A 14,768-nucleotide genomic window follows, 5' to 3' on the forward strand; every position below is an offset into this window, starting at 1 on the left:
ATCGGTCAAAATGTTGACGATTATAAAAGCATCAGTTCAACATTCAGCCACAAAAAATAAATCAAAGAACAACAAAAGGTTTTTCAAAGCCTCCTTTTAATGAATGTTATCTTGTTGAGAATACAATATATTCCTTTCTTATATTTATAATGTATCAAATGCATTTTTAATTATAAATAGTGATTCCGGATAATTTCAGTTTAAAAAGATATTATATGAGTACCTCAGATAACTTAATACTCATGACGAACGATCGCATCACCCGCTCCCTGAAACGAATGGCCCATGAAATCAATGAGAGGAACAAGTCCGATCACCCTTTCCTGCTCTTTGGGATTAATCAGCGTGGTTTAGCTGTAGCAAAGGAATTGGGCAGGGTTTTGTCAGATATAATGAATGATGAGGTCAAAGTCGTTCCGCTGAATTTAGAGGCAGAAGTATCGGTCGAAGAACAAGGGAGAGAACGGATATACGAAAAGCAGCATTTTATCGTTCTTGTAGATGATGTGATATTTTCTGGACGGACAATGTTCCATGCTCTGACGACCACTGTCAACCGGTTAGAGCCTTCTGAAATACATACAGCCGTACTCATTGATCGCGGCCACCGTAAATATCCGGTAAAAGCAGAATTTTATGGGATGAAACTACCGACCAAGCTCGATGAACATGTAGCGGTGGTGGTAGAGGATGGCAAAGTACAGGAAGTTCAGCTAACTTATGAGCGAGATGTTTCATAGTTATTTTTTTTTATCGTATTTTAAACAGCTAATTGACTCTGACTTAAACAATAACACGTAATTGGAAATGCGCAAATATGTCCCCCTGGTTGTTTTTGCATGGCTGATACTGGCCTTCATAAGCCCCGTATCGGGACAGGAAGCGATCAGGATAAGCGAGCTTCTTAAAGATGACGGTGATATTTCGATTCAGGATATTTCCAGAATAGATGAAACTGTCATTGTTGCCGATACGCTGGATGGCTGGCAGGCCAGCTGGATAGGAGGAGTCAATGGGGCGCAGGCTGCTTATAATAACTGGAGTCAGGGGGGGACAAACACCATTAGTGTCACCGGCTCTACCGTCTTTAATCTCAAATTTCGTAAAGAACGATTTGCCTATGCGCTGGATACCAACCTGCGATACGGCAAAGCGAGAATTGAAGATGAAGGGACCCGAAAGACGGATGACCGGGTAGCTATTAATAACAAGTTCAGTTATCTCTTCAATAATGATAAGTGGAGTGCATTCGCCAACATCAATTTCAGCACGCAGTTTGACAAGGGGTTCGATTACAACGTTCCGGATACGGTTCAGCCCCGGTTGATTTCCAAGATATTTTCGCCGGCTTATTTCACTCAGATTGCAGGTATCGCTTTTACCCCGGCCGACTATTTTTCGTTGCAGGCGGGTATGGCCATGAAAGAGACGATTATAGCCGACACCTCTTTGTCTGAACGTTATGGGTTGGGGCCTGGGGAGCAATTTCGGTTTGAGCCGGGTTATTCAACAGCAATGTTTTTTGAAAGGGAATTGTTCAGCAATGTACGTCTGATCAGTTCGGTAGAAACATTTACCAACCTGCAGCGCAATATATCAAGCACCGATGTCCATTTTTCCAATGAACTTGTCGGCAAGATAAATAATTTTATGAATATGTCTTTCCAGTATGTGACAATATATGACGATGACTACTCCAAAAAGGTACAGGTAAAGCAGGTGTTGTCAGCCGGGATATCCGTAACTATTTTATAGCGGGTTTTGCAAATCCCTTCTTTTAGCCGATGTCTGCGTTACCGTCTGGTAGGAATCCTAACATATGGGATATATATTGGGATTCCACTCGCCATCTCGCCTTGACCTTGAAACGAACTTCCTGGTTTTTCAAAGGACCCTCTTTATAATACAATAGTTCATTATGTGGCCTTCGAATAGATTATTCGTACTATACCGCAAGCATTAAAGCGGGCCTTTTTCAGTCCACATTAAATTCGATACCCTGGGCCAGCGGCAACTCATCACTCCAGTTGATCGTATTGGTTTGTCGGCGCATGTACGCCTTCCATGCATCCGACCCGGATTCACGTCCCCCGCCCGTTTCTTTTTCTCCACCGAAAGCCCCGCCGATTTCGGCCCCGCTCGTGCCAACATTGATATTGGCAATGCCGCAATCGGAGCCCCGTGCACTTAAAAACGTTTCTGCTTCACGCAGGTTCAGGGTAAACATAGAAGAGCTGAGTCCCTGTCTGACATCGTTGTGCAGGGTGATGGCTTCATCAAGGTCCGTGTATTGAATCAAATACAGGATAGGAGCAAACGTTTCTTCCTGTACAATATCCCAGTCATTTTGTGCGGTGACGATAGCCGGACGCACATAATGGCCCTCCGCCAGTTGATTTTTGTCCAATACCTGACCGCCGTAAACAAGCTCTCCGCCTTCTTTTTGCACTTCGTCCAGGGCCTGCTGCATGTTGTCCACGGCCTGTTGATCGATCATGGGACCTACCAGCGTGTCGTTATCCAGCGGGTTTCCGATGGGTATATCCCGGTAGATTTCAACCAGTCGTTCTTTGAGAGTGTCGAAGATTTCTTCATGTATAATCAGTCTTCGCGTCGACGTACAGCGCTGTCCACAGGTCCCCACCGCGCCAAATGCGATCGCGCGGGCGGCCATCTCAAGATCGGTATCCCTCGAGACAATAATGGCATTGTTTCCACCCAGCTCAAGAATTGTCTTACCGAGACGGCCGGCAACGGTCCTGGCCACTTCTCTGCCCATTCGGATGGAACCGGTAGCCGAAATCAGGGGGATCCGTTCATCGCTGCTCATCCATTCACCTACCTCGCGGCCACCGGTAACCAGGTTGAAGATTCCTTCGGGCAGGTTGTTTTGTTTTAACACTTTCGCAATAATATTTTGTACAGCTATGCCGCACAGAGGAGTTTTCTCGGAGCCTTTCCAGATCATAACGTTGCCGGCGACGGCTGCTATCATGGCATTCCAGCTATACACGGCTACCGGAAAATTAAAAGCGGAAATGATGCCGGTGAGCCCCAGCGGATGCCATTGCTCGTACATGCGGTGGCGGGGACGCTCGGACGGCATGGTTTTCCCGTATAGCATCCGTGACTGTCCCACGGCAAAGTCGCAGATATCAATCATTTCCTGGACTTCCCCCAGTCCCTCTTGGTAAATCTTGCCCATTTCGTAGGTAACCAGCCGCCCCAAATATTCTTTATGTTCGCGCAGTTTATCCCCAATTTGGCGTACAATATCCCCGCGTTTGGGCGCTGGTATCATACGCCATTCCTTAAAAGCCTCTTGGGCCGTTCCGATCACCTGTTCATATTCTTCGCGTGTAGTGACCGTGACATCAGCGATTTGAGTATTGTCGATGGGCGTGTAGCTTGCAATCTTTTCTTTTGCACCGGACCCCAGAAACTCCTGTCCCGTGCTCGTTCCCGAGTTCGTACCCTCGATGCCCAGTTTTCTTAAAAAATCCATAAGCTGTCTCTTTTTCTGTTGGCTTTACCTTAAAGATAAGGATACTTTTTGTGTTTTGAAGGCAAAGCTGTTTAATTAATGCCGGAAGCTAACAAAACTGCAAGACAATCTTTATGGACTCTGTGTCGAACCGCCAGCTGACGCTCCTCAGAAAATTAAACCGGAAAAAATATCGCTATGAGAAGCGCCTTTTTTTAATTGAGGGAGCCCGGGCTGTTCGTCAGGTTGCAGCAAATAACAGGATTGGAATCGAAACCTTGTTTTTTGACGAAGCCCGGCAGTACTGGTCAGAGGACGAGTGGAAACAGCTGACCAGGCATATCGACTCCGCCGTGATAGATGAAGAGCATTTTGCAAACGTTTCGGATACGGCTAACCCCCAAGGGGTGCTGGCAATGTGCCGGATGCCCGATGAGCAGCCGGTTACAGAGATGGGAGCCGGGGAAGGGATCATCGTGGCGCTGGATGCCATCCAGGATCCCGGGAATCTGGGCACCATGATTCGTACGGCCTCGTGGTTCGGGGCAGCCGGAATGCTTTGCGGAAAGGGCACGGTCGACCTGTTCCACCCCAAGGTTGTGAGAAGCACCGCTGGTGCGACCGGTACGATTCCGCATATCAATGGAGAACTGTCAAAACTATTGAGCGCTTTTGAAGAGCTGGGTTGGAGCATTATACTGCTTAATAAAAGCAAAAAATCCGTTTCCCTATCAATGATTGATTCCCGCCTGAAGACGATTATTGTGGTCGGGAACGAAGGTCACGGGATCGATAGCCGGTTGATGAGGGATGGACGGCTGCAGGCTGAAATACCTGCGACAGCCCCTCAGCCCGAAGTAGAAAGTTTAAATGCCGCTGTTGCTGCTTCGATTGCGCTGTACCGATTTTCCGGAACGTAAAAGTGCCGAAAACGTATTGCGTGCTATGTATTTAGCGGTTAGAAGTCAGTACCGCCCGCATTACGGAATAGGTGATACTCATGGAATGGAAAACAAAAAGGCAAAAGATATTAATTATATTTAGAAATGGCACATTGAAGGTTTGGGATAGAGAAAAAGTTTCCCATAATCAGTGACAAGTGACCAAATTAATCCTTGACTGGAAAAAAAAACGACACCCTCTGATAGCTGATAGGGCATTTATATTTTAAAATATTTGGTATTGATTCTGACGGAGTGATTGTCTAATGTTGATGTAATGAAAGACTCGGTTTCAGTCATTCTTTTAGAAGTCTTTGCAAAACCGTTCCTTTGGTCAATTTCGGCGTTATCGGTTGGTTGAAATCCTCAGATATGGGCAATATGCTGCGAGGGCAACCTCCCACTGGCCTTGACTTTGAACAGAATACCTGGTTTTCAAAGACTTCATTTAAATAAAATCTACGCTCTATGCCTCCTGCTAAAAAGCATAAGATTTTTGTTCTCGATACGTCCGTTCTCTTATACGATTGTGATGCTGTTAAAAATTTTGAAAAGAATGACGTTGCAATCCCCATCACTGTTTTGGAAGAGATCGATGCGTTTAAGAAGGGGAATGATGTCATAAACCTGCATGCCCGGGAGTTCAGTCGCTATCTCGATAAGATATCGGACAAAAATCTCCTGCAGAAGTGGATTCCGCTTAACGGGGAAACACACGGGAAGCTGCGCGTACTCAACAAGGAGGACAGCAAAGTGGATGCCGCCGAAGTGTTCGGCAGGGAAAAGAATGACCACCGTATTTTGAACGCTGTTCTTAAACTGATGGAGGAGGAGCCCGCCAAGAAAGTGATTTTGGTTTCCAAGGATATCAACCTGCGTATTAAGGCACGGGCATTAAGTATTGATGCCGAGGATTATGAGTCGATCCGGATTAATGATATTGATCACCTTTACCGGGGGAAGAGTACGGTTAATGTTGAAAATCCCGAGGTTATCGACCGGTTCTATGAACAGGGAGAACTGGAGCCGGGGGAGGTGGTCCCGGACGACCCCGCCAGCAATCATTTTTATATTCTAAAAAACCACTCAAATTCGGCCCTGGCTTACTACAATCCTCAAAAGAATATCATCGAACCGGTTCGGAAAAAGAGGGCGTATGGCGTAGCTCCCCGGAATGCCGAGCAAACCTTTGCGCTGCAGGCCATTATGAATCCCGATAACTTACTGGTGACGATCACGGGTGCGGCCGGGACCGGCAAAACGCTGTTGGCTCTGGCGGGTGCGATGGAACAGCGCCGTAATTACCAGCAGATCTACCTCGCGCGGCCGGTTGTACCGCTCAGCAATAATGATATCGGCTATCTGCCCGGTGATATCCAATCGAAAATCGATCCGTACATGCAGCCGCTTTGGGATAATTTATCGTTTATTAAAAATCAGTTTCCAAAGACCAGCCCGGAGCACCAGAAGGTGGAGGAGATGCTTGAAAATGAAAAACTCCGCATTGTGCCCCTGGCCTATATACGGGGACGCAGTCTCTCCAATATTATTTTTATTGTGGATGAGGCCCAGAACCTGACCCCGCACGAGGTGAAAACAATCATCACCCGGGCGGGTGAAAATACCAAGATCATCTTCACGGGCGATATTTACCAGATTGATACGCCCTACCTCGACACCCAGAGTAACGGGCTGTCGTTCCTGGTGGACCGGATGCATGACAATGATCTGTATGCGCATATTAACCTGGAGAAAGGAGAGCGTTCCGAACTGGCCAACCTGGCGAGCAAGTTGCTGTAATAACCATCACCTTTTTAAAATCTCATAGTCAAGGCTAAAAACTTTTACGTTAAGTTAGCTCATATTTTTTGCAAAATGTGAGTTAACCAACATGTAGATGCCGGGCTGCAATCCATGCGGTGGTCCAGGCCGACTGAAAGTTATACCCGCCGGTAATGCCATCAATATTCAGCACTTCGCCGGCAAAATACAGATTGGGACGGATATTACTCTCCATGGTCCCCATATTAATCTCCCTGAGCGGCACGCCGCCGCTGGTTACAAACTCCTCCTTGTAGGTGGTCTTTCCCTGAATCTCGTAGCTTGCTCCGGTAAGTTTTTGCGCCAGATGATGGATCTGGTTGTTGGAAAGTTCAGCCCAGCGCTGCTGTTTGTCAATATCCGAGAGTTCGACAAACCGTTTCCACAGCCGGTTTGGAAGGGCAAAGCGGTCTTGCTTGGTGATCAGTTTTCGGGCGTTATAATCCCGCAGCTCTTTCAGCGTTCCCCGCACTTCTTCTTCGTTTTTGGGAGGCACCCAGTTAACACGAATCGTAAACCGGTACTCCTTGTCGCAGAGGTAGCGGGCCGCCCATGCCGATGTTTTGAGCACGGCCGGACCGCTCAATCCCCAGTGCGTGATGAGGAGAGAGCCTTTATGCTGAAAGGAGGTTCCCTCGATCGCTACGGAAACTTTCTCAAGGGAAATGCCCGCCAGATCTTCGAAGATTTTCCTGCGAAAATTGAAGGTGAACAGCGAGGGAACGGGATCGACAATGGTGTGGCCGAGGTCGCGGATCCAGTCATACATTTGGCTTCGGTTCGAGCCTCCGGTAGCAATAACGGCCGCATCGGCGTTTATGGGTTGTCCACCGCGAAGATTGATGGTATAACGATCCTTTTCAATCGGGATGATTGCATCGACCCGGGCCTTCGTCCGGATTTCCACGCCCCGTCTGCGTGCTTCTTCTTTTAAACAGTTAATAATCGTGGCAGAGTCGTCGGTGACAGGAAACATGCGTCCGTCCTGCTCGGTTTTCAAATCTACGCCGCGGTCGTTAAACCACCGTACCGTATCCCGGGCCTGAAATTGCTCGAAGGCCCAGCGCAGTTCTTTCCCGCCCCTCGGGTACGCCATGGACAGCCTTTCCGGATCGAAACAGTGGTGCGTTACATTGCAGCGGCCACCCCCGGAAATGCGTACTTTTGACAACACCTCACGGCTGCGTTCAAAGAGGATCACGCGGAGATCGGGGAAGAGACGTGCGGCATTTACCGCGGCGAAAAAACCGGCTGCGCCCCCGCCGATTACGGCCAATGTATTATCGCTCATCTGCTACTCCGGTATAACTTAATTTACACTTCAACATATTCGGATTGTACTTTTTGCCCGAAGAAGGTGGCAGCATGATGGTCGAACAATTCGGGAGCATCGGTGGTAAGAAATCTGCGCGTACCGTTTTGTGAGCACTGTTCATCAATTTCAGGGTGACGCTTCAGGTAGTCCTGCAGGCTTGCGGCTACAATGGGACCCTGACTGAGCAGGGAAATGCCCGTATCCAGCATGCTGCGGATTTTAGATATCAACAGAGGGTAATGCGTGCATGCCAGCAGCATCGTATCAATAGTGGCTGATTGCTGCCTTAGCTGGTCCAGGTATTTTTTTACAAAGTAATCGGCTCCCGGATGGTTGTGTTCTCCGTTTTCCACCAGCGGCACCCACATCGGGCAGGCTTGCTGGTAGACGGACAGCCGGGGAAATTGTTGCTTGATTTCGATCTTATAGGAATCCGACTGAATAGTTCCGGTCGTCCCCAGCACCCCTACGTGTCCCGTATCGGAGTGCAGGCCGATGACTTCTGCGGTGGGCCTGATAACCCCCAGGACTCGTTTATGGGGTGCCAGATCGGGTAGGTCCCGCTGCTGAATCGTACGCAGCGCCTTGGCGGAAGCGGTGTTGCAGGCCAGGATGACCAGGTGACATTGCTGTGTAAAAAGGTATTTCACACACTGCAGCGTAAACCGGTAGATGGATTCGAACGACCGGTTTCCATAGGGCGTGCGCGCGCTGTCACCCAGGTAGAGATAATCGTAGGAGGGAAGCCGGCCGGTGATATCTTTCATTACGGTAAGTCCGCCCACCCCGGAATCAAATATACCGATGGGAGCATTTTTTGTTCTCATGCAAGCAAAAGGTCAAATGTAGATAATTATGATATGTATAATAGGCTGAAGGTAGGGAATCGTTCAATAAAAATTAAAAATTACATACGATGAGGTAAGAAGAACCATAGTTCACCATGCAAGGAAAAAACAAAGGATACATCCCCAATCTCTAATTCAGCTTCCGGGCCAGTACCACCGTTTTTTTAAAGGCTTTGTCGCTCCCCGAGGCGCTGTCGTAGGCTTCAAAAACGATAATATAGATCCCGATGCGGTTGCGCCGGCCGTCATCTCTGCGCCCATCCCAGCTGAGGGTCCCTTCGAATCCGGCCGGTTTGCCGTCCGCAAGCTCTTTGATGTGTCGCCCGTAGCGATCAAAAATATTAACCCTCAGCAGGTAGTCGGACTGATCGAGCGTATAGCTGACGACCAGGTTATCTTCGTAGCCATCGCCGTCGGGAGAGAAGGGATTTGGGGAGAAGCTGATACCGGTTTTCTTCGGCTGTTCGGGGTGCTCCTGGTACAGGGAGTTGCCGGCGCCGGGCGTGCCGCCTTTGGGATGTACGCTGGACCCCCAGTTCTCCCCGCTGTTGCTCATTCCCCCGGGTGTGATGCGCTCCAGGGCAATGCCCCGGCTATCCACAAGGTTGGGATTATGCCACGTCTCACTGTAGTGGACATAATCGATCGTGGTCCCGGTGCTGTCGGCGATATAAACGGCATCCTCGGAGGCCAGGCTCAGGCTGCCCCGGTCCACCCGCAGGATGGCTTCCAAACGGGGGGGATCCATATCAAAAAAAGTGGCCACTCTGGATTGGGCGAATGCGGGCGCCGGATCAGCATAAATCAGCACCGTCTCCCGGGGTAACACCCATTGGGCTGTTGTTGTGACCGGCTGCAGTTCCCGGACCCGGCCGTTCTCATCCGGGGCATCGTGCATCAGCAGGCCCTCCAGGGAGAGCGCATAGTCCCGCGTATTATATAACTCCACGTATTCCCCCTGATCCGCCTGCATATCGTTATCGTTAGCGAAGGGGAGGAACATGATCTCATTAATGACGAGATCCCCGGCCTGGAGGGACCGGGCGACCGGAATCTCACTGCTCGGCGTCATATTCCCGCGCACATCCGTGAGGTTTTCAATGGTAATCGTCTGTGCTGCGGAATTTGTTCCCTCAGCGGGAGCCTGCAGGAAAATCTGGTGTCCCCTCGCCGAATCGAAAGAACTGACCGCCAGCGGTGCCCCGTTAAGGATAAACTGCAAATTATCGGTACGGCGAATGAATTCATTGAATTGGATTTTAATCCGGTCATCCCCGGGATTGTTTGCAAAAACGACCCGCGGGGGTACGTCATCTTCTTCAAAGTTCATGTTCCGGATCCCGGCTGAGTGTCCATCGGCAGAAAGGTTCGACTGCCAGTTGGACGGATCACCGGAGGCGGCCAGCGGATCTTTCCGCTCCAGGGAATATCCCTCTGCCTTGCCCATCCAAGACGCCTGGTAGTGCAGTGAATCGATGGTTGAACCCGGCTTATTTTTGAGAACGAGGGCCTCGCCGCTGTTATTCAGGGTGGGGAAAGCGGTCAGCGCTACCGCCATCTCGTACTTTTGGGCAAATGAGGCACTGCCGGTGAGGATGAGATAGCTGTGGGCGCGGAGTCGGGTATCCGGGGGGATGAAACCCGCGTCAATCCCGTCGCTCAGGGACCAGCCGCTCAGGTCAATATTTTTGGCGGATCGGTTGTAAAGTTCGACGAATTCGGCCGTTTCACGGCCTGGGGCCGCCATAATCTCATTTATTACCATATCCCCGGCGCCGGCCTTTTCGAAGCGCAGGTATTCGATTTGGTGGCTTGATGATCCGCCGCTGTTGCCGAATATATCCGGGATGCCGGAGACGGTAAGGGTGTACGTTTCTCCGGAGGTCATGGCGCGGGACAGGAAGAGGGTCACGGTATCGCTTTGCACCGATACCTGCTGCAGGTTTCGATTCGGGGAGATCCTGTAGTTTTGAAAGGCAGAAGCATCGGCCGCCTCCACGTGCTCAGAGAATACCAGCTGCAATTGTGACTCATTCAGCGGTTGGAGTTCCAGCATCTCCGGCGGTGTCTGGTCTTCCGGGATAGTGTTCGGCCGGCCCGGACTTCCACTATCCCGGGGCGCTGGTCCCCAGTTCTCTTTGAAGGTGCCCGCTACCTTGGTCGTTTTACGTTCCAGGGCCCGTTCATTCTCATCGCCGCCCCACTCCGCAGTATATTGCAGGGAGTCCAGCACCATGCCCTCCCGGTTCTTCAATACAATTTCATCGCCACTATTATTGAGAGCGGGGAATGAAGGGCCCAATGCCAGCAGCTGTATATCCGGATCTGTTTTCAGCAGGGTGTTATCCGGTGCGAGAACGGCGTAGCTCTCCGGTGGAAGAAGCCATTCTTCCGAAGCAATGGAGGTCGCTATACCACGATTGTCGCTCAGCGTCCAGTTACTGGGATCGAAGGAGTGGTTTGTGGGATTATAGATCTCGATATACTCCGTCTCGCCGGAGGCAGGATTGTAATTAAACTCGGTGATAAAAATATCGCCCGAGTCCGCCGACGAAATTTCATAATAGGTAAAGGTTGTGTCCCCGGCAGCCATGACATTGCTAAAAATATCCTCGATGTTCGAAATCGCCAGGGTATGGGACTGGGCATTCTGCAGCGGGTCGTCCAGCTCTAATTCCACGCTGTCCGGAGCAGTAACCGTTACGGAGGGAACATTTTTGCCGGAAAGGCCATAGTTTGCCGGATCCGAGGCCGTCGAGAGATCCAGCCGCTCATCAAATCCGAGTTTTATCATCGTACTGGAGAGAATCGTTAATTCTGTGAGCACTGGACCTGTTTCATCGGCCGGCACGTTATTCGGCTCCCCGGGCGTGCCGGACCGCCCGCCCGGCGAGTCGCCCCAGTTCTCCCGGTAGATGCCCGGAGTGGATGCCGAACGCCGCTCCAGGGCCACCCCGCTGCCGCCCCATCCGGGGGTATAGCTAAGCGAATCGGCCACCTCCCCCTCACCGGTAATCAGTTGGATGGTATCACCGCTGTTGTTCAAGGCAGGGTGGTTATGCTCAACATACCGTTGATTTCCAAAAACCGATGCGAGCGTAGCAGTGTCGGAAGAGATCACGAGGAACGCATTTGGCGGTAACACAAGCGTATCGGCCGAAAAGATGGTCCCGTTCGTTTCATCTGTTATTCGCCAGTCCTGCAGGTTTAAGGATTTATTCGATAGATTTTTCACTTCCACAAACTCGGGCAGTTCATCCGGGGGATCGAACATGAATTCATTGATAATGATATCTCCCGGCTCAAAAGGATCAAAAAGAGAAAATGAAATGACAGCATCGGGGTCGATTGTATTCCCGGACTGATCCTCAACGTTGTTTACAGACAGGAGGTATGATCCCCCGGGCAGGGGATCCGGGTAAAAGAGCGTAACGGCATTATCCCGGATAGAAATGCTGTCGGGGGGACCCACCCCGTTGTCGATAGAGAAGTCGGCGACTCCTGCGCCGGCCGGATTGATAGCCCTGGTGAAAAGGACTTCAAACTGCCGGTTTGATTGGATATTGAGTTTTGATACCGTTATGGGAAACTCTGTAATCGTAACATCATCGAAGAAAAACCTGTCCGCACGCGTGGAGGTATACGTCGACCGTATGCCGAAAAAGGAGGTCGAAGCAAAGGTATTGTCCGGAGCCGTACCCCCCTCCGGGTTGAGGGGGCCGTCGTAGCCTTCCCCGACTTCCAGCGACCAAATGCCGCCGGCCTGCCGGGTTGCCCGGACTCTGAAGGAACCGCCGCTGCTGATATCGGTGGTTCCGGACAAGACGGTTTCTGCTTCGACGCCCCCTTCATAGCGGACAATCCGGAATACATCATCCGACCCGTTTTCACCGGCGCGCAGCGCGTAGCCGTTAACGGGACCGGAAAGGTCCGCCCGGTCGCTCAGCAGGAAAATGTCGGCCCGGTTATTGGCGGAAGGAGCAAAATCGAGCCGGAGATACCATTCCCAGCTTCCGTTGACGGCCGTGGAAGGGACGGAAAGACAGGCGGGATCGCTCCCGTCATTTCCCTCCAGCCGGAGCAGGTTGTTTTCTGTCTCTGATGCAATAGTAAACAGAGAATCATCTCCGCTCCAGGCCGGATCGGAGGTGATATTCCCATCCTCAAAATCATCCTTTAAATAGATGGATTGGCTGTGGCTCTCCGTGACAGTTCCGAGAGAAAACAGCAGAACAAGCCACCACAGGGAACGGCTGCTTATGGTCATGTTGTTTTTCTTATCTCTTGATTTTTTGTCTGGTGGTCCCGATAGCCGCGGGATATCGTACTCTCCTGAATTAAAGGGATGAAATAGCTGTCAACCATTCCACCCCGGAAGGATGCCTGGGTACGCTCTTTTTCAATGGTATCAACGTTTGGTTTTCAAATGTTCTGTAAGTAAGACCGTTTCGGAGGTGAATCCTTACAAAATTTTTTCATTTTTTTTATTTATCATGTAGGGAGCTTTGAAACACCGGGAATTTGATCATGATCGATATCAAAGCCTGAGTGCATTCAAAAACCGGAACATATAGGGTATATGTGATGGATGTAAGGATGTTGAATGTGCGAACATGCAGATAGTGGCCAAAAAACGGTTTTGCAAAGCTCTCACGTAATCTGTCTCAAAAACAACCATTGTATGAATACTGGTATTCGCACTGTTCCTTTTGAAATCACAGGTGTATCTCACGGGTTAAAGGAAGTGAAGGGACTTGTTAAGCTGAATGAGGAGGGGTTTGAACTGGAATATACGTTGCAGGACAGTTTTGTAGGGGTCTTCAAATCGGACATGAAGTCGACGATCATCCCGTATGGGAATCTGGAAGAGATTATGTTTGAAAAAGGGTGGTTCAGCGGTAAGATCATCCTGGAGGGGACCTCAATGAATGCCTTCAGCGGGCTGCCGGGCACGGAGCCGGGCAGCCGTACGCTGAAGATAAACCGAAAGCACCGCGATGAGGCCGAAAAGCTGGTTTCACACGCGCGCATGCGACTTTCCGAGTACCGGCTTGACGCGATGGAAGGGGAGGGCGAATTCTGAAATCCCGGTCCGGGGTATGAAATAAGCCATCCAGGATACGAGAAGCCGTGTCCGGAATTCGGGGTCAGGGCCCCGGGATCCAGTATTCGCCACTCACGATTCATTACTCACGACTCATTTACTAAAATACCCCTTTGCCGCTAACAGTTCGCCATTTAGTATGGCTCCGCCTGCCGCACCCCGGATCGTGTTATGGGCCATCGTCACATAGCCCAAATCCATGACGGTTCCCTTGCGAAGGCGTCCCACAGCCGTTTGCATGCCTCCCTCGCGATCGGCATGCAGCCGGGGCTGGGGGTATCGCTCTTCTTCATACAGGCGAACGGGAAGTTCGGGAGAAGAGGGCAAGTCGAGATCTGCAATGGGGTTGTCCCACTCCGTAAAAGCCCTTCTTGCATCTTCAATATCAGACGGCGGATCTAGCAGTTTCACCGAAACCGAGAGCAAGTGTCCCTCTATTGTCGGCACGCGAACGGCCGTCGCCTGGATCGGGAAATTGCTGTATTCGGTCGTGTCTCCATTGATATGACCGAGCAGCTTGTTGGATTCAACTTGAACTTTCGGCTCTTCACCGCTGATATACGGGACAACATTGGCAACGATATCAAGACTGGGAACGCCGGGGTAGCCTGCTCCCGAGACCGACTGCATGGAAGTAACCACCACCGAATCGATGCCAAAAGCATCGGCCAGCGGCTTGAGCGACATGGTCAGGGGCACCGAAACACAGTTGGGATTGGTGACAATCCACCCACTGCCGTTGCTGCTGAAGGTCTGTTTTTTGATCAATTCAGCATGGTCGGGGTTGACCTCGGGAATCAGCAGGGGCACCTGGTCGTGCATGCGGTAGTTTTTGGCGTTGGAGATAACGGGAATGCCGGCCGCGGCAAATTCCTGTTCGATATCGCCGGCCACGGAAGAATCCAGGCCCGAGAACACAAAGTCAATATCCGTGAATTCCGAAGCCCGGCAGTCGGAAACAGTGATGTCTGCTATAGCGGACGGCAACTCGGTTTTTTCGATCCAATGGGCGGCCTGTTTGTATTTCTTGCCGGACGATCGGGTGGAAGCTCCCAGTTTGGTAATGGTAAACCAGGGATGGTTTTCGAGTAAACGAATGAATTTTTGTCCGACAGCGCCGGTGGCGCCGAGTATACCGATTTGATATGAATGCATTTTTTTCGTCAAGTTTGGGTTATTTACTTACTAAGTTTTAGGTACCAGGTATGAGGGCCCGTTACCTGCCAGCGGCCCTGAAAATAAGAATAAAAGGAGA

Annotated in this window: 10 protein-coding genes; 5 read left to right on the forward strand and 5 right to left on the reverse strand. The window is 50.5% G+C overall.

The window, feature by feature from the left end; genetic code table 11:
* The first annotated feature begins 215 nt into the window (after positions 1-215).
* Both BUB16_RS05650 and BUB16_RS05655 read left to right on the forward strand, forming a co-directional pair.
* Positions 216-740, forward strand: a complete 525-nt coding sequence (locus BUB16_RS05650; RefSeq protein WP_084088066.1) for a phosphoribosyltransferase family protein — start codon at positions 216-218, stop codon at positions 738-740.
* Between the two features lie 67 nt (positions 741-807).
* Complete coding sequence (locus tag BUB16_RS05655; protein WP_073060605.1) at positions 808-1,755, forward strand: DUF3078 domain-containing protein; 948 nt, start codon at positions 808-810, stop codon at positions 1,753-1,755.
* A gap of 220 nt (positions 1,756-1,975) precedes the next feature.
* Here BUB16_RS05655 and amaB read toward each other — a convergent pair whose 3' ends face one another.
* On the reverse strand, positions 1,976-3,505 hold the full coding sequence (gene amaB, locus BUB16_RS05660; protein WP_073060608.1) for an L-piperidine-6-carboxylate dehydrogenase: 1,530 nt from the start codon (positions 3,503-3,505) through the stop codon (positions 1,976-1,978).
* 113 nt (positions 3,506-3,618) lie between these two features.
* Between amaB and BUB16_RS05665 the strand changes: the two genes are divergently transcribed.
* Positions 3,619-4,404 (forward strand): TrmH family RNA methyltransferase, encoded by a 786-nt coding sequence (locus tag BUB16_RS05665; RefSeq protein WP_073060612.1) that lies wholly within the window; start codon positions 3,619-3,621, stop codon positions 4,402-4,404.
* A gap of 489 nt (positions 4,405-4,893) precedes the next feature.
* Complete coding sequence (locus BUB16_RS05670) at positions 4,894-6,225, forward strand: PhoH family protein (protein WP_073060615.1); 1,332 nt, start codon at positions 4,894-4,896, stop codon at positions 6,223-6,225.
* A gap of 82 nt (positions 6,226-6,307) precedes the next feature.
* Here BUB16_RS05670 and BUB16_RS05675 read toward each other — a convergent pair whose 3' ends face one another.
* The 3 genes from BUB16_RS05675 to BUB16_RS05685 all read right to left on the reverse strand — a co-directional run bounded on the left by BUB16_RS05675 (position 6,308) and on the right by BUB16_RS05685 (position 12,676).
* Positions 6,308-7,537 (reverse strand): BaiN/RdsA family NAD(P)/FAD-dependent oxidoreductase, encoded by a 1,230-nt coding sequence (locus tag BUB16_RS05675; RefSeq protein ID WP_073060618.1) that lies wholly within the window; start codon positions 7,535-7,537, stop codon positions 6,308-6,310.
* Between the two features lie 23 nt (positions 7,538-7,560).
* On the reverse strand, positions 7,561-8,388 hold the full coding sequence (gene murI / locus BUB16_RS05680; protein ID WP_073060621.1) for a glutamate racemase: 828 nt from the start codon (positions 8,386-8,388) through the stop codon (positions 7,561-7,563).
* Positions 8,389-8,539: 151 nt separating this feature from the next.
* The gene (locus BUB16_RS05685) at positions 8,540-12,676 is read right to left on the reverse strand and encodes a lamin tail domain-containing protein (protein ID WP_073060623.1); all 4,137 of its coding nucleotides are present in this window, start codon (positions 12,674-12,676) and stop codon (positions 8,540-8,542) included.
* A 414-nt stretch (positions 12,677-13,090) separates the two neighbouring features.
* Between BUB16_RS05685 and BUB16_RS05690 the strand changes: the two genes are divergently transcribed.
* Entirely contained in the window at positions 13,091-13,492 is a 402-nt protein-coding gene (locus BUB16_RS05690; protein ID WP_073060625.1) for a hypothetical protein, read from the forward strand.
* Positions 13,493-13,606: 114 nt separating this feature from the next.
* Here BUB16_RS05690 and asd read toward each other — a convergent pair whose 3' ends face one another.
* The gene (gene asd, locus BUB16_RS05695; RefSeq protein ID WP_073060626.1) at positions 13,607-14,668 is read right to left on the reverse strand and encodes an aspartate-semialdehyde dehydrogenase; all 1,062 of its coding nucleotides are present in this window, start codon (positions 14,666-14,668) and stop codon (positions 13,607-13,609) included.
* Positions 14,669-14,768 lie beyond the last annotated feature (100 nt).

It is taken from the genome of Fodinibius roseus (assembly GCF_900129315.1).
GTDB lineage: Bacteria > Bacteroidota > Rhodothermia > Balneolales > Balneolaceae > Fodinibius > Fodinibius roseus.